This window comes from Microbulbifer maximicatervae (SeqCode) (assembly GCF_052468095.1).
In genome coordinates this window covers 453,771-478,242 of record NZ_CP174332.1, presented here as the reverse complement: position 1 = coordinate 478,242, position 24,472 = coordinate 453,771, and the positions used below count along the sequence as shown (strand labels likewise).

19 protein-coding genes are annotated in these 24,472 nt (G+C 48.2%); 5 read left to right on the top strand and 14 right to left on the bottom strand.

What is annotated here, in order from left to right; all coding sequences use genetic code 11:
• Positions 1-42: 42 nt before the first annotated feature.
• Together ACJJIL_RS02065 and ACJJIL_RS02060 are read right to left on the bottom strand one after the other, a co-directional pair.
• Positions 43-540 (bottom strand): porin family protein, encoded by a 498-nt coding sequence (locus ACJJIL_RS02065; RefSeq protein ID WP_445361092.1) that lies wholly within the window; start codon positions 538-540, stop codon positions 43-45.
• Positions 541-686: 146 nt separating this feature from the next.
• Entirely contained in the window at positions 687-1,175 is a 489-nt protein-coding gene (locus tag ACJJIL_RS02060) for an outer membrane beta-barrel protein (protein WP_445361091.1), read from the bottom strand.
• Between the two features lie 480 nt (positions 1,176-1,655).
• Between ACJJIL_RS02060 and ACJJIL_RS02055 the strand changes: the two genes are divergently transcribed.
• Both ACJJIL_RS02055 and ACJJIL_RS02050 read left to right on the top strand, forming a co-directional pair.
• Positions 1,656-2,231, top strand: coding sequence for a hemerythrin domain-containing protein (locus ACJJIL_RS02055; RefSeq protein WP_444940707.1), 576 nt, complete (start codon positions 1,656-1,658; stop codon positions 2,229-2,231).
• A 29-nt stretch (positions 2,232-2,260) separates the two neighbouring features.
• Positions 2,261-2,704, top strand: a complete 444-nt coding sequence (locus ACJJIL_RS02050; RefSeq protein WP_282931190.1) for a SpoIIAA family protein — start codon at positions 2,261-2,263, stop codon at positions 2,702-2,704.
• Between the two features lie 69 nt (positions 2,705-2,773).
• Here the strand turns inward: ACJJIL_RS02050 and ACJJIL_RS02045 are convergent, their stop codons facing one another.
• The 4 genes from ACJJIL_RS02045 to ACJJIL_RS02030 form a co-directional block, all read right to left on the bottom strand.
• Positions 2,774-3,475 (bottom strand): putative adhesin, encoded by a 702-nt coding sequence (locus ACJJIL_RS02045; RefSeq protein ID WP_444911558.1) that lies wholly within the window; start codon positions 3,473-3,475, stop codon positions 2,774-2,776.
• A 376-nt stretch (positions 3,476-3,851) separates the two neighbouring features.
• A complete protein-coding gene (locus ACJJIL_RS02040; protein WP_444907215.1) occupies positions 3,852-4,514 on the bottom strand; it encodes a putative adhesin in 663 nt (220 codons plus the stop codon).
• Between the two features lie 400 nt (positions 4,515-4,914).
• Entirely contained in the window at positions 4,915-5,637 is a 723-nt protein-coding gene (fnr, locus tag ACJJIL_RS02035; RefSeq protein ID WP_444896046.1) for a fumarate/nitrate reduction transcriptional regulator Fnr, read from the bottom strand.
• A 217-nt stretch (positions 5,638-5,854) separates the two neighbouring features.
• Positions 5,855-6,721 (bottom strand): SDR family oxidoreductase, encoded by an 867-nt coding sequence (locus ACJJIL_RS02030; protein ID WP_444940706.1) that lies wholly within the window; start codon positions 6,719-6,721, stop codon positions 5,855-5,857.
• A 300-nt stretch (positions 6,722-7,021) separates the two neighbouring features.
• Between ACJJIL_RS02030 and ACJJIL_RS02025 the strand changes: the two genes are divergently transcribed.
• Positions 7,022-8,044 (top strand): adenosine deaminase, encoded by a 1,023-nt coding sequence (locus ACJJIL_RS02025; RefSeq protein ID WP_445361090.1) that lies wholly within the window; start codon positions 7,022-7,024, stop codon positions 8,042-8,044.
• 52 nt (positions 8,045-8,096) lie between these two features.
• Here ACJJIL_RS02025 and fnr (ACJJIL_RS02020) read toward each other — a convergent pair whose 3' ends face one another.
• The 5 genes from fnr (ACJJIL_RS02020) to ACJJIL_RS02000 all read right to left on the bottom strand — a co-directional run bounded on the left by fnr (ACJJIL_RS02020) (position 8,097) and on the right by ACJJIL_RS02000 (position 13,582).
• Positions 8,097-8,822 (bottom strand): fumarate/nitrate reduction transcriptional regulator Fnr, encoded by a 726-nt coding sequence (gene fnr / locus ACJJIL_RS02020; RefSeq protein WP_444916193.1) that lies wholly within the window; start codon positions 8,820-8,822, stop codon positions 8,097-8,099.
• Between the two features lie 73 nt (positions 8,823-8,895).
• Positions 8,896-10,278, bottom strand: a complete 1,383-nt coding sequence (gene hemN, locus ACJJIL_RS02015) for an oxygen-independent coproporphyrinogen III oxidase (protein WP_445361089.1) — start codon at positions 10,276-10,278, stop codon at positions 8,896-8,898.
• A 123-nt stretch (positions 10,279-10,401) separates the two neighbouring features.
• Entirely contained in the window at positions 10,402-11,100 is a 699-nt protein-coding gene (locus tag ACJJIL_RS02010) for an OmpW/AlkL family protein (protein WP_444896042.1), read from the bottom strand.
• 397 nt (positions 11,101-11,497) lie between these two features.
• On the bottom strand, positions 11,498-12,403 hold the full coding sequence (gene mmsB, locus ACJJIL_RS02005) for a 3-hydroxyisobutyrate dehydrogenase (RefSeq protein ID WP_445361088.1): 906 nt from the start codon (positions 12,401-12,403) through the stop codon (positions 11,498-11,500).
• 72 nt (positions 12,404-12,475) lie between these two features.
• Positions 12,476-13,582: an enoyl-CoA hydratase/isomerase family protein gene (locus tag ACJJIL_RS02000; protein ID WP_445361087.1), complete on the bottom strand. Its 1,107-nt coding sequence runs from the start codon at positions 13,580-13,582 to the stop codon at positions 12,476-12,478.
• A gap of 180 nt (positions 13,583-13,762) precedes the next feature.
• Between ACJJIL_RS02000 and ettA the strand changes: the two genes are divergently transcribed.
• Complete coding sequence (gene ettA, locus ACJJIL_RS01995; RefSeq protein WP_413663399.1) at positions 13,763-15,427, top strand: energy-dependent translational throttle protein EttA; 1,665 nt, start codon at positions 13,763-13,765, stop codon at positions 15,425-15,427.
• A gap of 1,212 nt (positions 15,428-16,639) precedes the next feature.
• On the opposite strand, the gene ACJJIL_RS01990 is transcribed toward ettA, so the two are convergent.
• Genes ACJJIL_RS01990 through ACJJIL_RS01980 form a run of 3 tightly spaced genes read right to left on the bottom strand, consistent with a single transcriptional unit; the run spans position 16,640 to position 22,666 of the window.
• Positions 16,640-18,757 carry an ATP-binding cassette domain-containing protein gene (locus ACJJIL_RS01990; RefSeq protein WP_445361086.1) on the bottom strand — a complete coding sequence of 706 codons (2,118 nt, stop codon included), beginning with the start codon at positions 18,755-18,757 and terminating at the stop codon, positions 16,640-16,642.
• Positions 18,747-21,479: an ATP-binding cassette domain-containing protein gene (locus ACJJIL_RS01985; protein WP_445361085.1), complete on the bottom strand. Its 2,733-nt coding sequence runs from the start codon at positions 21,477-21,479 to the stop codon at positions 18,747-18,749. The genes ACJJIL_RS01990 and ACJJIL_RS01985 overlap by 11 nt, the downstream gene beginning before the upstream one ends.
• A gap of 2 nt (positions 21,480-21,481) precedes the next feature.
• On the bottom strand, positions 21,482-22,666 hold the full coding sequence (locus tag ACJJIL_RS01980; protein ID WP_445361084.1) for an HlyD family secretion protein: 1,185 nt from the start codon (positions 22,664-22,666) through the stop codon (positions 21,482-21,484).
• Between the two features lie 1,438 nt (positions 22,667-24,104).
• On the opposite strand from ACJJIL_RS01980, the gene ACJJIL_RS01975 reads away from it, so the two are divergent.
• A complete protein-coding gene (locus tag ACJJIL_RS01975) occupies positions 24,105-24,422 on the top strand; it encodes a hypothetical protein (protein WP_445361083.1) in 318 nt (105 codons plus the stop codon).
• Positions 24,423-24,472: the final 50 nt, after the last annotated feature.

The window sequence follows — 24,472 nt, the reverse complement described above, 5'->3', positions numbered from 1 at the left end:
CAGAGACGTGGCGGGACCAACCCGTCCACCTTAAAAAGACGGTCAGAATTTGTACACTACAGAGCCAGACCAGTAATTCACGTCGGACTCAATGATGGTGTAATCCAGTTCCAGGGTCGCCTCGTCGGTCAGTTTGAAACCAGCCCCGAGCCCGGCAGATGCCCCGTTATCCGAGTACTCTTTCTCCCAATTATCTATCTCCAACTCCTCATGGAGGTAGCCGATACGACCTTTCAGATAAAAGTTGCCCGGGCTGCGATAGGTGGCATAAACAGCTTGCGTTGCCAGGGAGTAGTTGTAATCGTACCAGTAGTAGTCGAACTCACCATTAATGACAGAGTCGGTGACTTCTGCCTCGAATCCCCAGCCAGAACCCCAGGTATAACCGGCTCGAATCCCCCCATTTAAAGGACTCTCCCCCCTGGCATCAACATCCAAAGCACCGAAGACGCCACCGATATACGCACCCTGCCCATAAGCGGTAGCGGAACACAACAGAGCGGTAACTGCAGCCATTGCCTTGAGATTAAAGCCCACCATCTTCCCCTTAAATCTCGAAGTCTGATCAAAGGGCAGGGATTATAGGGGCACAATCAACTGGCACAAGTGTTCACTTAGACAGGTCAGTATGTAACCTGGGAACTTTTAAAAAGAGGTGTCACCTATTCAAACTTAGGAAGGGGCAATTAAAACCTCAGGCTAAACCCGCCTGACCAATAACTGACATCCTTCTCTAGTACGGTGTACTCAAGCTCCAGATGATAAATTTCATTCAGGCTATAACCAATTCCAGCCCCTAAGCTGACACCCAAGTCATCACTACTTGCACTGCCAACAGAAACGTCTTCATAGAGAAGGCCCAGGCGTCCTTTCAGGTACCAGTCCCCCTCTGTTCTGTAAGTCGCATAAGTAGCAAGAATACGTATGTCTACATCCACATTCCGACCATAAGCCTCAGTCTCACCACTTAATAGTGAACTGGTATATTCACCTTCCACCCCAAAACCCGAGGCCCGCACATAACCTGCTCGCAGTCCCAAATTCAGTGGATTATCGACCCCCTTGAAATCAAAATCAGCTATTCCGGCCACGCCCCCCCAGTAGGCGCCCTCGGCAATTGCGCCCGCTGAAACAACGAGTGCCAGCACACCTATACCAGCCTTAACTATTTTCATTAACACTCCCATCCTGTTGCATTAACTTTGTCGTGACACACAAATAGAGCGCTGCGGAATAATTTGATGACAACCTACGACTTCAACACCAATAAATTTATTGAACAACGGGAAACATCGCAGCATGCTTAAATGTGCAACACCACGTCATTAGAAATTATTAAAATATGAAGGATCAGACACACCCTTATCTAGGTCCGACAGAAGAGCGTACTTGTGGAAAAAACTGAAGAAAGGGCTACTCGAAAATAGGTTTAATTTATCTTGTGGTCAAATACAACGAGGTACAGATAAGAGTTGACCCAAGGAATTCAGCGGCATGGTCAGACTCATACCTATTGATAACCCCAGCCCTACCCTGAGTAGGTAGCGGTAAATTCCACCTTGAGTCCCACTAAGTCCCCCTCACTTGATCCAAATCAACTTTGGATTGGTACATATGGCAACAATAGACCCATCGACAAATCGCGGAGGTCTGGGATGAATGCCATCTACCGACAACTGTGCTGTGACCATAAACATATGCAAGAGTTGCTCAATGCCTTTGAGCAATTACTCCTGGATCTTTTTGGCTGCGGCGACCGCGATCCAAACACCTTGTCACTGATCCTTGATGCTTTGGATTATTTATCGGCATACCCGGATAGGTATCACCACCCAGTTGAGGACTTAATATTTTCCCGGCTGTTGACTAAGCCAGTACATGACAGGGAATCAATTTACGAAGCGCAAATGCAGCATGAAAATATAGCCGCAGCGACAAAACACATGTGCGCTTTATTTTACGCTATTGCCAATGATGCGACCGTTGAACGGAGAGTGCTGCAAGGAGCTTGCAACACCTACCTGAAGCTGCAACGCAAGCATATGGCCTTGGAAAATAAATCTATTTTCCCACAGATCGAACAGTACCTGGGGACTACCGACTGGATTTATATTCAGAAACAGGTCAGTGAATTAAGCTGCAGATATTTCGACAGGGCAACCAGAAAAATTTACGAGTCCCTGCACAAAGATCTGACACAACATCAAATGCCCGCGCAGGCATTAGCTTAGGTCACTAAAACAGCAGGGAGGAAATATTAATGCAGTTTAAACGCCACGGCATATCCATTGGCATGGAACGCATAAATGATGAATTTTTCCTTTACATAAAGGCAATTGGTGAATTAACCCATGAGGATTATGAGCATATAACACCACTATTAGAATATGCTCTGGAAGGGGTAAAAAAACCTCAGGTTCAATTGCTGATTGATCTCCGGGATTTCGAGGGCTGGGGGATGCACGCGATCTGGGATGAGTTCAAGCTGGCCTTAAAGCACGGCAATGAATTCTCGCATGTCGCTGTACTTGGGGATGAGGAGTGGCAGCAAATAGCCACAAAAGTCGGGAGCTGGTTTGTTAGCGGTGAAGTCCGCTATTTCAAACAGCAACAAGAGGCCATGGATTGGCTACAGGAAACAAGGAAGACGGGTATTGGTCACAAGGAATCTGAAAAGGAATTAGCTTTCTCCACACACTCCTGATAAGTAGTGGATTAAGGGGGCGTTTACGCCCCCCTTTTTTTTACCCGAAAATTACTCAGTTACTTATTTCTAAGTATTCACCTTCCTCTTTTTACTGTCCCAGGAAGGCGTTCCCAATATAAGATTACCTACGCTCAACTCGTTACGGCAAAAAGAACAGTAAATATTCTCATAGTGTAAGTTATTCCGATGCAGAATATTAAGCACGTCAGCCAGGGTTGGACTCTTTTGATTGTGCCTATTTCGAATCGTCAAGAAGTTAGCTTCCATCTTTGTGGTGTACAAAGAAGCACCAACCTTTGCGTCATACAGAGACTTTTGAAAGGGATCATTTAAGTCATATTGCTGCAGTCTTGCCTGATTCCGAATAGCTTTCACATTGTGATTATGGGCTTCATCCACAACATTCTGAATCTGAGCGTAACTCTCACCATCATTAATAAATCGGCGCGATAGGCGACCAAAAATCTGTCCGGCTGTACTGCCGTGGTACCCCTGGAATTTTTTCAACATATAGTTACGGCATATCTTACCCTTGCCAATATGCTCATGAACTTTTGCTTTCCCATCTACAACATCTTGTAGTCCAGGATCTTCCAACGTGTAACCGTGAGGTGCAAAGAAAAGCAGGTTATCGCCACCGTGGCCTTTATTATAAAAAACCTGCTTGGTTGCGGCACCGTGGGCAGAAATCACCAGGGACGGCGCATCCCCAACATTGGTACCTTCCGGTGCAAAAATTTTGACTAAATCAAATTCACGAACAGGCATATGACACCTATCTAACGTCGAGTACAGAAATAAGAGGGTCACCCCTCCAAACAAAACAACCGTACTAACAACCTACTATGACCAACCATCCACACTCAAGTTTTATTGCATGATTTTTGACATTAGTCACGAAGAGGAAAATTTTTTGGACTAAGCATTAGTCAAGTAAGTGGGGTGGGAAATAAATATGACAAAAATAAGGAGGAATTGAGGAAAGCAGTACAGGCCTGGCAAGCTCAAAGCTCAAAGCTCAAAAAAGTGAGCCGTAACAAATTGGTAGATGGTGACCCATAATAAAAATGCATTCACATTTCTAGCTTAACGGGCACCATCTTCTCTCTACTTAAGAATTGAATACGAAGTTAAAAGACACCGTTTAGGTGGTTGGTCGCTGCATTTTGCTGTCCCAGGATGGAGTTCCAATAAGGATATTGCTAAAACTCACTTCGCTTCGACAAAAAGAACAATAGATATTTTCATAGTGCAGATTATTTCTATGCAGAATGTTTAGAACATCCACTAAGGTGGGGTTATCCATTTTTACTCTATTGCGAATAGTCAATAAGTCCGCCGACATTACCGGCTTAACCCCTTTCTTAATATAAGGTTGATGCATGGGATTATTGGGATCCAGATTTCGCACCCTCTCATTGTGCTCATGGGCATTATCTACAGCCTTTTGCACATCGGCATAGCTCTCACCTTTAATAAAATGGCGAGTAACGCGGCCTAGAATCTGACCGGTTGTTGACCCGTGATACCCCTGATATTTGCTCAGGGTATAGTTATGACAAACCTTTCCCTTACCAACCCACTCATGATATTTGGCATTGCCACTCAAGACGCTACCAATACCTGGATCATTTAGAGAGTAACCATGGGGAGAAAAGAAAAAGAGGTTATCCCCTCCATGCCCTTTGGGATAAAAAATTTGCTTGGTTGTTGCACCGTGAGCAGAAATTACCAGATTGGGAGCATCTCCCACTTGTGTTCCTTCCGCTGCAAAAATCTTAACTAGATCAAATTCTCTGACAGGCATACTTCCCTTCCTCTTACTTCTTATTTTTCTGAGGCTTACTGACTAGCGCTCTGTGACAAAGGCTACTATGGCTTATTGGATATTTGCTAGAGGTGTGAAATACAAAAAATACCAGGCAAGAGAACTACAAATATCCAAGCTATACAGCCAAACCCTCTTAAACAAAGGAGAAAAGAAAACACTTCTAAAATAGCGGCACTCAATTAGAACCATCGTACCCTTTTGGGGCGGCAGTATTCGCAGCTATTCTGGCTAAAATGACCCAGATACTGCCGAAATAGACAAGGAATAAAAATTAAAATTAGGAGGCTTTATGCGCCAACATGCTCAATAGCCGATATAAAAAAGAAGCGATAGGTTCCAGAAAATCAATTGGAAAAGTGAAAAACCTTTACCGATATCAGTCGTAGCCGCAATGGGTTCCGGCCAGTTCACTCAACGCCAACAAGTCAAGGATTTCAACCATTCGACCACTAACATTCACCAGTCCATCTCGCTGAAAACGCGAAAATAAACGGCTCACCGTCTCCGCTGTTAACCCCAAGTAATTGGCGATGTCCGTTCTCGGCATAGAGAGTACAAATTCACGGGGGGAGTAACCACGACATGCATAGCGACTGGAAATATTAATCAACAATGCCGCTAAGCGAGCATCAGCAGCACGCTTTCCCAACAACATTAAGATTTCATTTTCCTGCCGCAACTCTTCGGAAAAAATACTATAGATTTGCTGCTGCAATGCTGGAACTTCCTGAGCTAAGGTTTCCAGTTGGTCAAATGGCAACAAGCACACACTGCTATCTTCCAGTGCCTCCGCATAACTGGGGTGAACCCGACTACTATAAGCATCGAGCCCCAACAGCTCACCAGGAAGGGCGAAATGTGTTACCTGGATATTCCCATCTGCACCAATGACTACCGTTTTGACACTTCCAGAGCGAATCGCATAGAGATTTTGGAAAGGGTCACCTGCTCGATACAAGGTTTCACCCGCTTTAATTACCTTTTTCTTGCGGGTAACACGTTCAAGCCGGTCAATATCTGCCTGCACCAGCCCTGCAGGCAAGCACAAACGCCTGACTGAACAGTTACTACAACTTACGGCCTGCGCTGACTTGGTCATAGCTAGGCAACCAAATTCTTTTACTGACAGTAATACTATTACCGGCCATGAATCAGCTTTTTGACTTTTTCGTAACCGGCTTGTCCTGGTAAACACACTCCATAATACTAAGCGACACACATGGTAGTTAGTAACTTGCCCTATGTGCTAAATTCGTAAAGTTAAAAGATAGTTTCATATTAAAAACAACTTTTATATTTCTTTAAAAGTTAAAAGATTAAAACTCAGGTAAAAAGTTTTCGATTACCATTCGTTGCTGTTTTTTGCCATCCTGATCCAAGCCGCTCTTAAAATTGCAAAGTTCATTGGCCCAATTGGATGTTCTGACCCGAATAGGTGGCTCCTCAGCCTGTATCACTTGTAAAACCACTTCGGCTACTTGGTCAGATGTCTGGTATATCTCAGCTGTCTGCTCTGGGCTTCGCGACCTCATACCACCAATATACTGATTGAAGACCCCCTGGTATTCATCTTCGGGATACCCCTGGCTCCGCTCCAACTGCGAAAGCACATTATTGGCAAACTCTGAGTGGATTCCACCGGGCTCGACAGCGGTAAAATTAATATTAAAGGCAGGGGTTATATAACTTGCCAGGGCCTCTGTATAACCCTCAACAGCAAACTTTGCCGCACAATACAGCTCATTGAACGGCTGCCCAACTAGCCCACCCACTGACGAAATATTGATAACGTGTCCACTGCGAGCTTCGCGCATATAGGGTAAAACTGCTTTAGTGCAACGAACTACACCGAGGTAGTTCACATCCGTCACCCAGCGTATCTCTTCTTCGCTGGCGTGTTCAGTGGTCTTTACAAAACCAGCGCCAGCATTGTTGATCAATAAATCGATACGCCCAGCATCCCGGATAATGGTATCTACGCAGTTCTGAATACTGTCAGAATCTGTTACATCCAATTCCATCACTTCGAGAGCCGCCCCCTGAGGAGCCGCATTTATCAGCTGGTCGGCCTTGGAGAGATCTCGCATGGTGGCAAAGACCCTAAACCCCTGCTTAGCCATTTGCAGCGCCAGACTCTGCCCCAGCCCTGTGGAGGTCCCGGTAATCAAGGCAACCTTACTCATTGCTCTATCCTCAGTATCCGTTAATCAATCTCAAAATGTAAACTACTCAGTGCAGTATACACATGAATGGCATTAAGTAAACCGATCGGTGTATTTTTGGCAATTAATCTGGCTGCAGCTAAACAATAGGGCTGGCGAGTCAGAATAAGCCGTAAAATAAGCTCCGCCAGCTTTATTCTCAGAGGGCGTAACCTGATACCATTAGCGCCCTTCTATAGCCCAGACAGTTTCTGTGAGTCGGAATGTTGGATAGCCTCCGGCGCATTCAAGTCACAGGTAGTCCCGCAACAAGGTATTTCTATGTCCATTGCCGATTTGAACTTTTTGAAAGCACTGCCAAAAGCCGAGCTTCATCTCCATATCGAGGGTTCACTGGAACCGGAGCTAATGTTCGAGTTGAGCAAGCGCAACAATATTGAAATTCCCTTTTCCAGTATTGAGGAAATTAAAGCAGCCTATAAATTTCATAATTTACAGTCCTTCCTCGATATTTATTATCAAGGCGCTTCGGTCCTGATCCATGAGCGGGATTTTTATGATCTGACCATGGCTTATCTCAAGCGCTGTCGTGAAGACAATGTTGTCCACACAGAGATCTTCTTTGACCCCCAAACCCATACAGAGAGGGGCATTGATATCGGTGTGGTTATCAAGGGTATTAACAGCGCTCTTGATGATGCAAGAAATGAGTGGGGAATAAGTAGTCACCTTATTTTGTGCTTCTTACGCCACCTGAGTGAAGAGGAAGCAATTGCCACCTTGGAAGCGGCAAAACCATACCTCAACTTAATAAAAGGTGTAGGGCTGGACTCTTCTGAGCTGGGTCATCCACCCAGCAAATTTCAGAAAGTATTTGCTATGGCCAAAGAGCTAGGGCTTGAGAGAGTTGCCCACGCCGGTGAAGAGGGGCCTGCCGATTATATCGTAGAGGCTCTCGATCTTCTGGACGTGAGCCGAATCGACCATGGGGTTCGCTGCGTTGAGGACGAAGCACTAATTGAGCGCCTGAAAGCAGAAAATATCCCCCTGACCGTTTGCCCGCTCTCCAATACCGCACTCTGTGTGTACGACAATATGAACCAACACCCTATTTTGTCACTCCTCGAGCGCGGCCTGTGTGTCACTGTTAATGCAGATGATCCCGCTTACTTTGGCGGTTACGTTAATAAAAATTATCTGGCCCTTAGCGAAAGTCTGGGCATGACTAAAGAGCAGGCGAAAAAACTGGCCCTGAATAGTTTTAAAGCGAGCTACATTTCAGAGGCAGATAAAGAAAAGTGGGCGGAGGCAATATCAGCAATCGAAACGGTTGCTGAAGTTTAGTGGATTGGGTAGTGTCCTGACTGACCATAAAGCCAGGACACTATTTCAAATTTCAGTCTTCATCATATCCGCAGTGAGTACCCGCTAGCTCACTGAGTTCAATTAAATTAATAATCTCAACTGATCGGCCACTCACCTTAATTAATTTTTCTCGCTGAAAACGCGAGAAAAGCCGGCTGACAGTTTCCGCTGTCAAACCCAAATAATTAGCGATATCAGTGCGCGGCATCGATAAAACAAACGCACTGTGAGAGTATCCACGGCGAGCGTAACGGCTGGAAATATTAATCAGAAGAGCCGCCAAACGAGTATCGGCAGAGCGCTTGCCCAACAACATTAAAATATCGTTTTCCTGGCGCAACTCTTCAGAAAAAATGCTGTAAATCTGCTGCTGCAGGGCTGTCACCTGCTGGGCCAAAATTTCCAGTTGAGTAAAAGGCAGCAGGCAAACACTGCTGTCTTCCAATGCTTCCGCATAACTTGGATGTACCCGAGTACTGTAGGCATCCAGACCGAGCAGTTCCCCAGGTAAAGCGAAGTGGGTGACCTGAGTGTCACCATCTGCAGCAATCACCACAGTTTTAAAACTGCCTGAGCGAATTGCATAGAGATTGGCAAATGGATCGCCAGCTCGGTAAAGGGTCTCCCCCGCTTTAATTATTTTCTTTCGACGAGTGATCTGCTCTAGCCGATCAATATCAGACTGACACAAACCAGCTGGCAAGCACAAACGCCTGACTGAACAGTTGCCGCAACTAACAGCTGTAGAGGAATCCATCATACTAAACCGGTCGGTAAACTAATTTGCCGCAATTGTAACGGCTGTCGAGCCGTTAGTCTCCTGCCGGTAGCTATAGAACACGTGAATATTTCGCATCTGTTTCTTGACTGTGCAAATACATATCAAATGCAGCGGCAACATTTCTCACGAACCAGCGACCTTCCTCGGTAACAATAATATTTTCGTTATCCTGATAAATTAGACCATCGTCAAACATAGGCTGTAAGCGCGCTAACTCCTCAGAGAAATACTCCTCAAAGGAAGCACCTATACGCTGTTCAACAAGCTTTTTATCCAGGCGCAAACGACACATTAATTCACTAATAATCCACTGGCGCAAACGATCTTCATCATCCATTAACCAGCCGCGGCAGGCTGCAGATTTCCCTTCTCCAATCGCCTGAGTATATTCTTTTAAGCGATGTAAATTTTGCCAGTAGCCATCGCGACTGTAGCTGATCGCCGATGCCCCCAGACCGACCAAAGCATCTGCCGGCATTAGGGTGTAACCCTGGAAATTGCGCTGCAGCATACCGGCATGGGCTGCCTTAGCCAGTTCATCCCCAGGACGGGCAAAGTGATCCATCCCCAAAAATTCATACCCCGCCTTACCCAGGTGCTCTACAGCCGCCAGCTGCATTGCCACTTTTTCTGCGGCAGAAGGGATTAAATCCGTATCAATCAGGCGCTGGGCCTTAAATCGGTGTGGCAGGTGTGCATAGTGATAGAGAGCGATGCGGTCCGGTTGCAGCTCCAGCACTTTATCCAAAGTGCGGTGCAGGCTGCTCAGCCCCTGCTTGGGTAGTCCGTAAATCAGGTCGTAGGAAATGGACTCAAACCCGCGCTCACGCGCCGCTACGGTCAACTCCGTAACTTGGTCGGCACTGCAGATACGATTGATTGAACGCTGAACTTCGATATCGAAATCCTGCACCCCCAGGCTCAAGCGGTTAAAACCCAGTTCTCTCAGGGTATCCAGGGTCTCTAACTCAAGGGTACGTGGATCGGCCTCAATACTGTATTCAACCCCGTCGCCAGGGCGCAAATCAAAAACTTCAGCCAGCCCTCCCATTAAGCGACGCATATCACTATCACTCAAGAATGTCGGCGTACCACCGCCCAAGTGCAATTGGGTAACGGGGACATCAGCCACCTTATCCCGGTACCACTGGGCTTCCTGCAGCAAGTGATCCAGATAACTGGAAGCCAGTCCATACTGGTGAGTGATTACTTTATTACAAGCGCAGAAGTAACAGAGAGAACGGCAAAAAGGAATATGAACATAAAGGGACAAGCTGCGAATATCCTGCAGTGCTGCCCAGGGCTCAATTCCATTTAATGTGTGAAAACGATCGGCGGTAGGATACGAGGTGTAGCGCGGGCAGGGTCCGCTATAACGGGATAAGAGTTCTTCAGACAACCCTCCCACGGGGCTTTTAATCTCTTGCTTCATATTCATTCACACCTCGTTCGGTAGTTTGCTTGGAAATCCGACACAAACAAAAAAGCAGCCACCGGGTCTTCGACCAGAAAACCACAGTGACTGCTCTACCCCAGACCTATTTATTGCTACCTTTTAGAAGCGGTAGCCCAGACCAGCCATGTAAACCAGCGGATCAATATCCACATTGGCAGTCACTTCACCCAGGCCAGGTACTTTGACTTTGGCGTCGGTCTCGATGTCCATCCAGAACACAGACATATTGAACAGCCAGCGTTGATCGGCACCGAAGGTAAAATCGATACCGGCTTCTGCTGCCAGGCCAAATGAATTGTCCAGGGACAGTTCTGCATCACCGGTGGCGCCAAGGCCTTCGAAAGCGCTATCGGCGGTGCTGCTGATTTCTTCATCAAAGAAAGCGGTGTAGTTCACACCCAGGCCAACATACGGCTGAATGTTGGACTGTGGCTCCATCGGATACCATTGAACCAACAGAGTCGGCGGCAAGTGCTTGGTTTCCCCCAGGTTGAAACTGCCCAGGCCCTCCCCAACAACTTCGATATCGTGGCTGAACGGCGTTGCGGCAACCAGTTCCAAACCCCAGTGATCGCGGAACATGTAGACGCCGGTCAGGCCCAGTGCGGAACCGTTATCCACATCAACACCAGTTTGGTCGATGCCGGTTCCATTCAAGGAAAGTACGCTGGAATTAGCATCGGGTGCTACAGTGGCCATGCCACCGCGCAGAATTAAACTGCCTTGTTCATAGGCCAGTGCGGGTGCAGAAAGTACGGCGGTCAAAGCGGCTGTCGCACAAGCAGTTATACGATTCATTAACTTCTCCATAAAGCGATTAGGCATTTTTCCCGACTCAGGAAGGGCCCCCCTCCAGGCACAATCACAAGTCGCGGACAGGTTACTCGCTGGCTGCCTGAGGCTGCTTGATCCAAATCAAGCTGCCGAATTACCTGGAAAAAAATCCATTGGAATGTGCAGCAGCAAGATAATTGCGCTGTTTAAGGGAGACCCGTTTCCGGGAAGGGGCGGGGAAGATAGCGGCTCAGAAAGTCCGAGGGAACCGAGCACTCAACTGTATTTGATACGATCTTGCCAAATTGAGAACTACCGCAAATTTTTTCTTTAGGTGACAGGATTAAGGGCAAACAAACCAGGCCAAAACTGCACCACTGCCGACATTGCCAGACTGTGGTGCAAGGCCTTTAAACAGGCGCTAAGTAAGGCTGCCCGCTGGGCGCCGGAACATATTCTGAATACTGGAGAAATCCAGTTGCTGGTTTTCCTCACTAGCGCCATGCAGTTGGAAAAGATTTTTCGCTAGGGCTCCCATCGGAGTAGAGGATGCACTGGTTGAGGCGGCATCCATAGCCAGTCCCAGGTCCTTGAGCATCAATGCCACACTGAAACCGCCGGCATAACCCTTTGCCGAAGGCACGCTCTCCATAGTGCCCGGGTAGGGATTGTAGTTAGCCAGGGACCAATTATTACCCGAACTTTCCCGCATAATATCGCTCAGTACCTTGGCATCCAGCCCCTTATCCACTCCCAGCTGTAAAGCTTCTGCGGTACCGGTCATATGGATCGCGAGCAACAGATTGTTGCAGATCTTTGCCACCTGCCCGGCACCGGCAGCACCGGCGAGGAATATCTTACTGCCCATCACCTGCAGCAGGGCCCGCGCTGCATCAAATGCCGCTTCATCCCCGCCGCACATAAAGCAAAGCGTCCCCGCCTGTGCCGCAGCTGTACCACCGGATACCGGAGCATCTATCGCTCTCAACCCATGCTCCCCGGCAGCCTGGCTGACCAGGCAGGCATCCTCTGCAGAGATAGTCGAACAGTCGATAATCAGGGTATCGGCCGGGAGTTGCTGCAACAGCCCAGCCTCTCCCAGGTAGAGCCCTTTCACCGCGTCGCCACTGGGCAACATGGAAATTACGATATCCGCGCCCTCAACAGCCTGCTGGGCACTGTCACAAGGCAGGCAGCCGTCTCGCTGTGCCTGCTCCAGAGCAACAGGGCTCAAATCAAATGCCGCTACGGTATAGCCGGCCTTCGCCAAGTTGGCGGCCATGGGGCCACCCATATTACCCAAACCAAAAAAGGCTATCTTTTCCATAAAAGCCACTCCCTATTTTGTTGTTGGTATCCCTGGCGATTAACAGCCCGGGACGCTCGGTAAATACGATATCTACAGGTCGGCCAGCGGGTGCTCACCAGCCCAGGGTCCCTCAAAGCAGCTTTCCACCTGCGCAGGTGTAATCTGTTCCAAGCCGTCAGGTTGCCACTGGGGTTCGCGGTCTTTATCAATCAACAGCGCGCGCACCCCTTCCTTGAAGTGGCCACTGGCACAGAGGTTTACCGCGAGTGCCAACTCCATGCGGTAGATATCCGCCAGGGACAGGTGTCGAGCCCGCTGTAATTGCTCCCACACAATCCAGGGTGTCAGCGGAGAGCCACCTGCCAAAGTGGCAGCTGCCCGCTGCAACCACTTATCCACACCCTGGTATGCACTGATGGCGGCACAAACCTCTGGCAAGGTGGCAAAATCGGTAAGCTGCTGGATTTGGTCATAATGCTCTCGCAGAGCAGACTCAGGCCGCTCCAGAAGGGGCAGCTCCTGGGATTTAAGGCAATTACTAATTAACTGGTGATTGACTTCCAGGTTTTCACCGAAACTGAGCTCCGCTAACGCAGACAAGACTGATTCCCGCTGATCCTGGCCTATCATACGGTCCGCCATACCGGTAAACAGGGCATCGGCACCATTAAACTGCGCACCGGTCAGCCCCAGGAAAAGCCCGAGGCGCCCGGGCATACGATTCAGGAACCAGCTGCCCCCCACATCGGGAAACAAACCAATCGTAATCTCCGGCATTGCCATGCGAGTGGTTTCGGTCACAATCCGGTGGCTGGCTCCCGCCATAATGCCGATACCGCCTCCCATCACGAAACCACCGCCCCACACCACGACGGGCTTGGCGTAAGTGTGAATCTGGTAGTCCAGGCGATATTCGCGGGAGAAGAAGTCGGTGGTGAAGCCGTAGTCCGGTGTCTCACCATAGGCGGCGGACTCCCGATACAGCGCCACCACATCGCCGCCAGCGCACAGCGCCTTGTCGCCACTGCCATCGATCCAGACTGCTGCAACTTCAGTGTCTTCAGCCCAGCGGTCCAGCTGGGCCGACAACAGATCGATCATGGATGAATTTAAGGCATTGAGAGCCTTGGGGAGGTTTAGTGTCGCGATCGCCAGGGCGCCGCGCCGGGAAAACAACACCGGGGAATCCTGATCCATTTTTATTCGTCTTATAGCTCTTGTACTAGATAGTGTCGCAGTTAAACACAGATCACATTTGACGTCAGCCACACGCGAGTACAGCGGGCTACCTAAGAGATGCCCGGTTGCACTTTTTACGCAAACTGATAAGTTGCGCGCAAAATCTGACCGATTCCAACACCCATTACGGAACCCCAAATGGCCGAATACGTATACACCATGAACCGGGTGGGCAAAGTAGTGCCCCCCAAGCGCGAGATCCTCAAGGACATCTCCCTCTCCTTCTTCCCCGGCGCCAAGATCGGCGTACTCGGTCTAAACGGCGCAGGTAAATCCACCCTGCTGCGCATCATGGCCGGGGTCGACCAGGACTTTAACGGCGAAGCCCGCGCAATGCCCGGCATCAAGGTCGGCTACCTGCCCCAGGAACCGCAACTCGATGCCAGCAAGACCGTGCGCGGCAACGTAGAGGACGGTGTACGCGAAGCCATCGACGCCCTCGCCGGCCTGGAACAGGTCTACGCCGATTACGCCGAGCCCGACGCAGACTTCGATGCCCTGGCCAAGAAACAGCAACAGTTCGAAGACATTATCCAGGCCTGGGACGCCCACAACCTGGAGCACCGCCTGGAAGTTGCCGCAGACGCACTGCGCCTGCCCCCCTGGGATGCGGACGTAAACAATCTGTCCGGCGGTGAAAAGCGCCGTGTGGCCCTGTGCCGCCTGCTGCTGTCCCGCCCGGATATGCTGCTTCTCGACGAACCCACCAACCACCTGGATGCGGAATCCGTATTCTGGCTGGAGCGCTTCCTGCACGATTTCACCGGCACTGTAGTTGCCATCACCCACGATCGCTACTTCCTCGACAATGTTGCCGGCTGGATTCTGGAACTGGACCGCGGCCACGGCATCCCCTGGGAAGGCAACTACACTACTTGGCTGGAACAGAAAGAAAAGCGCCTGGAGCAAGAGCAGCGCGGCGAACAGGCCCGCGCCAAAGCCATGCAAAAGGAACTCGAGTGGGCCCGCCAAAATCCCAAGGGCCGTCAGTCCAAAAACAAGGCCCGCTTGTCCCGCCTGGAAGAAATGCAGTCCCAGGACTTTCAGGCCCGCAACGAGACCAACGAAATCTACATTCCGCCCGGCGAGCGTCTCGGCGACAATGTGATTGAGTTTAAAGGTGTGAGCAAAGGCTTCGGCGAGCGCCTGCTGATCGACAACCTGTCTTTCCGCGTGCCCAAGGGCGCAATTGTAGGTATCGTCGGCGGCAACGGTGCCGGTAAGTCCACCCTGTTCCGTATGATCAGCGGCACCGAACAGCCGGACTCCGGCGAGATCAAGATGGGGGAAACCGTTAAGGTCGCCTACGTTGAGCAGGGCCGTGAAAACCTGGATGACAGCAAGACCGTATGGGAAGCCATCTCAGACGGCCACGATATGCTCAAGATCAACAACTACGAAGTGGGCTCGCGCAACTACGTTGGCCGATTTAACTTCAAGGGCAGTGACCAGCAGAAGCGCGTAGGCGAACTCTCCGGTGGTGAACGCGGACGCCTGCACCTGGCCTATACCCTCAAGCAGGGCGCCAACGTACTGCTGCTGGATGAACCCTCCAACGATCTGGATATCGAAACCCTGCGCGCCCTGGAAGAAGCCCTGCTCAACTTCCCTGGCTGTGCCCTGGTAATCTCGCACGATCGCTGGTTCCTGGACCGCGTTGCCACCCATATCCTCGCCTATGAGGGTGAGAGTGAAGCGGTATTTTTCGAGGGTAACTACACCGAGTACCACGAGGACTTTGTGCAGCGCAAAGGTGAAGATGCAACACCCCATCGCATGCATTATAAGAAACTTAAGACTTGATTTTGATAATAAAAAAGCCCGCATTATGCGGGCTTTTTTATGAGGAGTTAGGATTGCTAAGTCATTAACAGTTTATGTAACTGAAAAAATTTGACTATTAAAACCTTACAGCCTAAACAGCCAGATAAAGCAGCGTACTTAAACAATAGCTAATTTCTTAGCTCCTCAATTTCGCTGAACTAGCGAAGCTCCTCAGGGTCAGCAATTGCACCACCATCAGGCCCGGCTGTAATATCAGTTTCTAGTTGCATGATCTTCTCCTGTCGTACATTTCATCTTGATGACATCCAAAGACCTAATGTAAGTCTTTGGATGTCAGTAAGCCTAACCTGATTACAGCACACTACACCACAAATACTCAATAATTATGGGGAAGAGATCACAACAAATATTCTTGCATCGTATCAACACGTTCAAATGACAGGAGGTAAAATTGATACTCTCGTACAACCTGCTTGCGACCGAAACGGCACTTCTGTGCAAAATATACTTATATACTTAGCCTCTTCTAGATTTAAGAATCTACTAGAAGCACACCAACAAACATATCTTATACAAATTAAAATCTCCTTCTAATAAGCACCCATAACTATCAAAACTTGATGTGATAGCATAAACTCATAAATAGAACTTGCTAGATTTCATTCTCTTAATAGAATTCGATTACCCTTCAAGAAAGGGTTTGGCGGGCACCACTTAAAAAGCAACAGAAAATGGCGAATCACTCAATAGTTAGCAATGCATCAGACGGCCCAAAAGAACGCAGCATGACTACCCCTGATGCGCGCTTCAAGACCAAGAGACTATGATTAAATTCACTTAAAATTATATAAATATTTATTAAATATCTTCGATTACCACCGAGAAGCAACCTTAATCAAGGTCACCTAAGTGCAAACTGAATTTAAAACCATACCTTCGCTTAATTACGTGGCAGATAGAGAAAATCCAGCGATAATTAACACTACCGCACATACTGCCAGCAGCAAGCTTAACTCAACTCTTAAAATCAAGGATCCATAGTATTACCATCTATTCATAAGCAAATATTATCGGTATTTTAGTGCTCATAGAGAAAGGCGAGAGTAGTTAAATTTTTCACAACTAAAAGCCACACCCACTTCCCTCAAAACTTTAAACATCTACAATTTGCTCATTTTGATATATCAATAACGACTTGTAAGACTACTATTTAATCTAAAATTTGCCGGACTAGGGGTGAGCAATAACCATCAGCGTTTTTGCATTATTCTGTACACAGGCAAACGCCATACGCAGATTTTCTGGGTCAAGAGCGGCAAAACTCTCATCCAGCACCACTAACTCAGCATTTTGCAAAAGCGCACGGGCGATAAATAAACGACTCATTTCACCATGGGACAACCTCCACCCCATCTCTCCAACCGTTTGTAAAATCCCCGCCGGCATTTTTTCCAATAGCGGGGTCAACCCCAACTCATCACAAATTATATAAGCCTTGCGCAGGCTCTCCTGGTGAGGTGGCCACTGGTCTCCCATTAATAAATTAAAAAGAAATGAATCTCCCAACACATAATTTTCATGAAACTGGGGAGCTGAAGCGACCATCCTACGCCAAGGTTCAGCACCGATACTCGCGCGGTCGTAGCCATTGAGCAGCAACAGGCCATCATCCGGTTTTTGGATGCCGGTGAGAACATTCGCCAATGTGGATTTCCCTGAACCAGAAGTGCCCTGCAGTAAAAGCCGGTCGCCGGGGTAAATGCTGAGGTTGCATCCCGCCAACACTGCTTGATCTTTTCCCTCGTAGGTGAAACGGATATCGCGTAAATAACACAGAGGCTGCGAGGAGTCCTGCTGTCCGGCCGACGCGGCCATTGCCGAACCGGCACTGCCCTTTAAATGGCGATCTTCCAAGGAGAACAGCTCACGTACTTTTTCCCAGGAAATTGCGGCACTTAAGGCGCTGGTAAAACCATTCATACACTTTAAAACTGCGCGATACCCCAACAACATGCCTCCAAAGGCAATCGCGAGCTGGGTACTACTAACACTGTTAGTGATAAATATTGGAGCCAACCCAACTACCCCAAGAAGTAACCAGAGGCGCGGCAAAAAAGCCTGCAAACGCGCCATGGTGTTATCCATGTGAGAGGAACTTTCCAGGTAGTCATTTAACTCGCTGTCTTCGCCCCGGTGCCACTCGCTAGGTGCCTGCTGCGCGAGCCGGGTGCGGTGGCCGATCATTTTCTCAATCAAACGGTGGGTCATTGACAGGCGCTGTGACGTCCACTCTTTTCGGCCGTAGTACTGTGCCCGCCCCAGGAAAAATGCAACCGCTAAAAATAGGGGCAAAATTGCTGCGTAGATAAGGCCACCAGCTCCCATCAGTAAAATTGAGGCTGCAATTAACAGTTCTACAACACCGAGCAATAATAAAAAGGCACCCTGTAATGCACTGGCTTCTATATTCTCCGCATCATAAACCCTGCCCAATACCTGACCCGACCCCATATGGCGAATACGACTGGGAATAACGCGCAGCGCGCTGGCAAGCAGTCGCTGCTTCAGGAGTGCACCGGTCTCAACAGAGACCACACCTCGCAGTCGGGCTGTGAGCAAGGATAGGGGAACCTGAGTCACCAATAGCAATACCCAGGCAGATAGCCAGCCTGTATCAATATGGCCCTCGAGCACAGCCCTACCTATTACCCACCAACTGCACAGAAAAATAGTCATCTGGGCACTGTGACAGGTAAGCATGGCGGCAAAGCGCCAACACAATCCGCGCTGGCGAAGCTGTAAGCGGAAAGACCGGTGAGAGGGTTGACGCAACAGCCAGAAATCATCCAGGCGTACGCCCGCAAGATTTTCCCGCAGCAGGGCAGTCATAGCTTTCTTGTGGCGACGCCCTTGAATGTGTGCACTATCCAACAGTTGCTCGATACGCTCGCGCTGGGGCCCTTCAAGCTCGCGAGCCAGCTGCTGAATAACCAGCTCTAGGCAAACTTTCTCCAGGTGCAGTGCCGGTGTGAGCAGCTGTAACTTATGCCCCCTGCCACCACACAGTGCGATAAAATATTCCCCCTCGGGAAAGCGAACCCGCAATAGCGCCGGGGCGGCTCCCAACAGCATGGTTTCCAGCTCTGGGTAGCTACAACTCACCTGCTCCACTTGCAAGTCCAAAGCCTCAGCACCTGCCTGCAACCTGGCATTCAACTCCAGGGTGCTTCCAAGGGATTTGTGCTCCGCTACTTCAGGCTCCAAGCCGCTGTATTTTGCCAACGCTTGTAAGGCGGCCTCCAGCTGCGACACTGGCCAGCAATAGGACATTAATTCTTTACTGCTCACTGGCAACCTCCGTAAACCGGAAGGCCGGTGTCGCCCCAGGAACTCCTTGTACTTCTGTCAATTGACCGCTGGCCATGCGCAAGTGACGCCAACTGCTACTCTGCCAACACTCTTGCCAGAGACTGCTTTCAGCTGCCAGTAGCTGCGCATAGCGCGTGTCGCCCTGGGCTTGAAGCTCACTGGGCTTACCATCTTCAATAATGCAACCCTCGTCCACGACCAAAACACGAGGAAAGTCCCGGGTTTCACTGATATCGTGGGTAATACAGATCAGGGTGATCCCCTGCCAAACCTCCCGCACCCGGTTCATCAGGCGCTGCCGCTGTTGGCGATCAAGCCCCCTGAACGGTTCATCCAGAATCACACAAGCAGTTTCCTCGCGGCCAAGTGCGCGCCCCAGACGTACGCGCTGCCCTTCACCACCACTGACCAGGGCACCACTTTCGCCTAGCGGGCTTTGCAGCCCCTCCGGTAACGCTGCTACCAGCTTGAGCAAATCCGCTTGCTGTAAAATGGGGTAAAGGGGAGCTCCGGGCTTATTGCCGTAACTCAAGTTTTCCAGAAGGCTGCTATTCCACAGCTGAATTGCGGGATCAACCCAGGCACAGTGAAGGCGAAAACGATGCAGTAATTCTCCCTTCAACTCTCCACCATTGAGCATCACACGGCCACTGGCGGGTTTGTGCCACCCCAGCAATAATCCGGCAAGGCTCGACTTGCCAGCGCCGGATGCTCCGACCACAGCAATTTGCTCACCGGGGCTAATTTCCAGATTTACCCTGTCGAGAATAGTGCGGCCGCTGGCATTAACGGTGACATTCTCAAACTTAATACCCACCGGATTTGCCGGGGAAAATTCCACACTATCAGCGGAACTTTTATCTGTGTCTGTTTCAGTGACTGCTTGCAGCGGTTCGAGGGCTCTCAGTAAAAAATTCCGTTGCCGCGGATAACTTCGCATCAGTCCCGCAATTTCTTCACCCAGCGGCGGCAGTGCCAATACCCAATAAATCAATAAAAGCAAATCGGGACTTGCCCCTTGTGCATTAACACAATAAATCACCAATACACTACTGAGGGTACAATTAATCAACAGCTGTACCGCCTGGCTATTGAGCTGAAAATTCAGTGATGAGTATCCAGCCCTTATCCATTCAGTGAGCAGGTTTTCATGCTCACGCCGTACAGACTCACCGGCGCCGTGCGTACGGATTGGAATAACTCCCAGCAGCGCATCCATATAGAAGCGAGCCAGGGCTCCCGCATGAGTTTGTACTCTCATACTGTAATCAGTGAGTACTGGATGGAACATCAAGGGTACAGCGACTTGCAATACCGACATGACTAGCACCAAAGGAGCGGCAGCTGGAGCAAGCCAAATTATTCCGAGTGCAGTAGCGAACAGGGAGAAAATTTTAAAAATGAGACTCGTTCCGAGAACAGGCAAATCTCTCAAGGCGGCAATACGATGTGAGCGTTCAGCTGTATCAGAGGTGGGACGACTCTGAAAGAAATGATCAGGTATTTTGGGTAGGGCCGCTAAAAACCGTATGCGGAAACGATTTTCCAAACGGCGCCCGACCACCATTTGGACTTTTGCTGCGGGAAACTGCAATAGCATTAATGTGATCATAAAGAACAACAGCAATGCAATCGTGCCTGCTCGCTGTATCTCTGTCGCTAACTCGCTGTGGATATCAATCAGACCACGGAAAAGCAAGGCTTCGAACATCAGCCCCAATACCGCTCCGAGCATAGCAATAAATATAGTGAGTGGCGCAACCAATCCATCTTCGCGCATCAACCCCCAGAGCTGCCTGAGAGGTTGAAACGGTGGCTCCCGCAAAGCCCTGGATAGCGCTTCCGATTTTGGTTTAACTCCACTGACATCGCGAACCCCTTTTACGCTCACTATGACCGCGCCACTAAACTCCAACTGCTCCGGCGACAGTTCAATTGTCTCTGCAGGCTCACTTCCACGGGGACGGGACGGTCGAGCACACCAGTAATTCTCTGGTACTAAAGAAAATGCTTGGGTGGTATCTGTAGTAAACTCAACAGACAGCCGCTGCAACATACCACTGATCTCAGTTCCGCGCTTTATCGCCCCGGACGTAACTAATGAGGTGAGCATTCGAACAGATGCATCGAGAAATGCCAACGAGAGCCAACTCTCATCCTCTAGCGCTTTTTCACAGAGCGTGGAGGCCTCTTTATTGCCAACCTTTAACTGAGCAATACGCTCTTTCAGCGGGGCAATAAAATCATCACCACCTGCCCAGTTTCTCCAGCCCTGAGGGGGCACCCGTGCGGTATGAACATGCAACTCATCCAAAAAACGACGTGCGCTGGGCCAGCGCCTACCACTGGCGGGATCCATCACCTGCACAATACCGCGATGATTTTTCCAGGCCACGACAAAATGAGTGTTACCGTTTGGTAGCCGTACCACAACCAATCCCGGCAAGTAGCCGGTGGAGCTCAATAAGAGATGATCCACGGGAACCACCATCTGGACAGCTTCTAGCCCAAGCTCTACCGCAATTTTTTCCAGGGTATTTATCGAGGTTCCATCTACATCAGTCTGGCAGGCATCGCGCAAATGGCCGTAGTGTGTATTTACACCAAAACCTTCGAGCAAACACTTCAGGGAAGCCGGACCACAGTCCATATTAGAGGTCTGAACTACCTCAGGAACCAGCCAGCGTCTTTTGCTTTCCACTGTTACGCTCCCTCTTCCACTGTCTCTGCGGGAGCTTTGGCCGAGAGTATCTCACCCGTCCTTTGTAGAAGCAGTTGGTATGGTGTTTTCTTGCCTGTGGCAATTTCTACCCTGGCCGGTAAATCATGCAGTAAAGGGAGATGGGGCGGTGCTTCACCTTGTAAGGATAGCTGTACAAGAACTTTGCCTTGCTGGACGGCACTAGCGACCCGTTCTACTCGGGCCTCCAATTGCCCATAACGGGCCCAGGAAAATCCATCCAGTTTTACTTGGGCCTTCTGCCCGGGCTGGATATGTCCCAGAGCTAATGCCGGAGGAAAAAATGCCTGAACCGAGATAAGGCCCTCTGCCTGAATAGTCGCTATTTGCTGACCTGCCGCAAGAACCTCGCCCTCCCTAATTTCTGCAAGGGCGGCGAGTTTTCCGGCAATTGGTGTCCGCAATTTTTGCTCATTAACTGCCAGGTGGCTTTGTTGGATACGGGTATCTACTTCTGCAAGCTTGCCATCTATATCTTGATTTCGTTGCGTTAGGCTACTCACTTCCAACTTATATTCACTGATTAACTGTGCTCTTCGATCCTCCAAAGCGCGAATATCCGCTTGTATTTTAAGTGTCGCCATTGCCATTTGCTGGTAGGCACGCTTTGCGGCTAAATAATCCAACTCTGAACTTTGCTGTTTCTCCAGTAATCGCTCATAGCGATCAGCAACCTCCGCTTGAATTTTTTGATTGCTAACCTGAAGTTGGTACCTTTGCTCCAGAAGCTTCAACTGATCGCTAAGGGATTTTTCATCTTCGCCAAATTTTTTATCTAGTAACCGTCGCTCTCGCTGAACTGAGCCAAGTTGGTCCTTCAAGCTTTCAGATACTTTGGTATCGCCCTTTAAACTCAAATCAAGTACGGACGTATCAAGTTGTACCAGGGTATCCCCAGCCTCAAGGGTATCACCTAGTTCAGCATCAACGGTGATCACACGACCAATCCTCTGGGTACTCACATGAATTGTGTTTTGCTCCTGCTCCAACCGCGCATCGTCACTTACGCTATAGATGGTGATATCTTTCGTAAAAAACCAAATTAACCAAGCAATCAGAATTAAAAACCCTAACGAGGTAGCAACAACCAAAGCGCGGATTGAGTCTGAGGCAATAGCTCGAGTAGTATGAGAAAAAGGCGTTGACAATGCAGTAAACCTATTAGTCAACCTGCAAGGCAGGTAAAGAATTAAATCTCTGTTTTTTTCAGATTATTGTAAACTAACTGCCCAAAATTAGATTTGTTAAATTTAAATTTCTTACATTGAGTAGTCAATTAAAACCTATACTGCATTTCTCAACAAATAACAATCACTTTACACTTTTAGTCTACACATTAGAAATGTGCTTAGAGCACCCTCTGATATCGCCGGTATCAATTCACTAAGAACTTCTCTACTAGGATTAATCAACAAGAAACAGGGTATATCGATGCCGCATAGTTTGAATTGGTCTCCATAGACATATAATTTCCAAACAGAAGTATCCTTTACTTACCAAAAGTCTTTACCGCCAAAAGCCTTAGCTTGGAAAAGGAAACCAATTAGCCTGCATACTCCCCTCATGCATACACCTTGTTCATATGACCAACGCATTAGCTATCTTCCTTAGATAAGCTATCTCTATTAACAACTGAAAATCACTTTTTGGCTTAAAAAGCCACATATCGATCCAGGACAATGGGCCGACCATAAAATATCATATACTAAAGAATAATTATTTTTATACAAAACTTGAGTGACAGCCAGTATTTGGACAAATACTCAAACTATAATAACAAGCCAACAAATCAATTACGGCCTTGCGCATTCCATAATGCATATCACTGATGAGTAAATTCCCACTGAAACTGTATATATTGCTTACAAGCTAATTCACCCAAAGCCATCATCCAATATTCACATACAATAGGTCATTATAAAAATACACATACGATTTAAAAACTTGGTTAGTACTCGTTAGAACCCTCCAGCATTAAAACTATGATTAACCACATTACTTAGATGCTTTAATTTACTACAAACTAAATTAAAAAATAAACGATTACCAGCCAAGACGAGCTAGCGGTAAAGATGTTTTAGAGTAGACACCAAACCACCAATCGCTTTATCAAAAATTCATGAGACGAATTATTTAGCAATCCGTGATTAGAGAAATATAAGGCATTAAGTAATTATTTAGCATAACACATGCTATTCATCTAAATTATCGCTCAAGTGATCTAAGCGAGAGCTAAAATCTCCATTAGGAAACTATCTTTTGCGAAGCAAATACAGAAACCACCCTAACTATAATGCACCCCTTCTTAGCAAAGATTTAGTTTAACCAGAAATAATTAATCGCTTCTATTTTTTTCAGATCAATGAGAGGCATCAATGGAGATACTTTTTTCATTTGAAATAAAATATGCTCCACCAGAAATTATAAAAAGTTATAATACCACTGGACAACCTGAATAAAATCTAAAACTTTGCACTATTATTTCTTCTTAGCTAATCTCTTTATACAGACACAGGAAGAATGCTTAACCCTATTGCTACGTTCCTAATAGAGGTCTATAACACCACTTTGTAATGGGTCTCCCCTATGATTAGCTGCAAAATCTATTTAAGCCCTCTGAAACTGGCACCAGATTCGACATCTAAACTATTGCAAGAATTCGTTATTAAGCAATTAGATACCGAGGAGGACCCCAATATAGCTATCATTAATACTGCTCAAATGATTCCTGATGAGTGCTATATAGAATTATTCTGTTCGAAACATCCAGATCTAACACACAAAAAATTACAAGCTTTAGCTATTCAACTTGATGAACGAGCGCGAAGATATTTTCAGATCGAAGATCCAATTAAAGTAAGAATGATACTTTACGAGGAAGATTTAATTAATGGCATAAACTAATTAACAAATATAAAGTAAAAGGGCCATTACACTGCAGACAAGTTTCACAT

Excerpts from the sequence above, each read along its gene's own strand:
- ACJJIL_RS02065 (WP_445361092.1), bottom strand. The coding sequence starts at position 540 with ATGGTGGGCTTTAATCTCAAGGCAATGGCTGCAGTTACCGCTCTGTTG.
- ACJJIL_RS02060 (WP_445361091.1), bottom strand. The coding sequence starts at position 1,175 with ATGAAAATAGTTAAGGCTGGTATAGGTGTGCTGGCACTCGTTGTTTCA.
- ACJJIL_RS02055 (WP_444940707.1), top strand. The coding sequence starts at position 1,656 with ATGAATGCCATCTACCGACAACTGTGCTGTGACCATAAACATATGCAA.
- ACJJIL_RS02050 (WP_282931190.1), top strand. The coding sequence starts at position 2,261 with ATGCAGTTTAAACGCCACGGCATATCCATTGGCATGGAACGCATAAAT.
- ACJJIL_RS02045 (WP_444911558.1), bottom strand. The coding sequence starts at position 3,475 with ATGCCTGTTCGTGAATTTGATTTAGTCAAAATTTTTGCACCGGAAGGT.
- ACJJIL_RS02040 (WP_444907215.1), bottom strand. The coding sequence starts at position 4,514 with ATGCCTGTCAGAGAATTTGATCTAGTTAAGATTTTTGCAGCGGAAGGA.
- fnr (WP_444896046.1), bottom strand. The coding sequence starts at position 5,637 with ATGACCAAGTCAGCGCAGGCCGTAAGTTGTAGTAACTGTTCAGTCAGG.
- ACJJIL_RS02030 (WP_444940706.1), bottom strand. The coding sequence starts at position 6,721 with ATGAGTAAGGTTGCCTTGATTACCGGGACCTCCACAGGGCTGGGGCAG.
- ACJJIL_RS02025 (WP_445361090.1), top strand. The coding sequence starts at position 7,022 with ATGTCCATTGCCGATTTGAACTTTTTGAAAGCACTGCCAAAAGCCGAG.
- fnr (WP_444916193.1), bottom strand. The coding sequence starts at position 8,822 with ATGGATTCCTCTACAGCTGTTAGTTGCGGCAACTGTTCAGTCAGGCGT.
- hemN (WP_445361089.1), bottom strand. The coding sequence starts at position 10,278 with ATGAAGCAAGAGATTAAAAGCCCCGTGGGAGGGTTGTCTGAAGAACTC.
- ACJJIL_RS02010 (WP_444896042.1), bottom strand. The coding sequence starts at position 11,100 with ATGAATCGTATAACTGCTTGTGCGACAGCCGCTTTGACCGCCGTACTT.
- mmsB (WP_445361088.1), bottom strand. The coding sequence starts at position 12,403 with ATGGAAAAGATAGCCTTTTTTGGTTTGGGTAATATGGGTGGCCCCATG.
- ACJJIL_RS02000 (WP_445361087.1), bottom strand. The coding sequence starts at position 13,582 with ATGGATCAGGATTCCCCGGTGTTGTTTTCCCGGCGCGGCGCCCTGGCG.
- ettA (WP_413663399.1), top strand. The coding sequence starts at position 13,763 with ATGGCCGAATACGTATACACCATGAACCGGGTGGGCAAAGTAGTGCCC.
- ACJJIL_RS01975 (WP_445361083.1), top strand. The coding sequence starts at position 24,105 with ATGATTAGCTGCAAAATCTATTTAAGCCCTCTGAAACTGGCACCAGAT.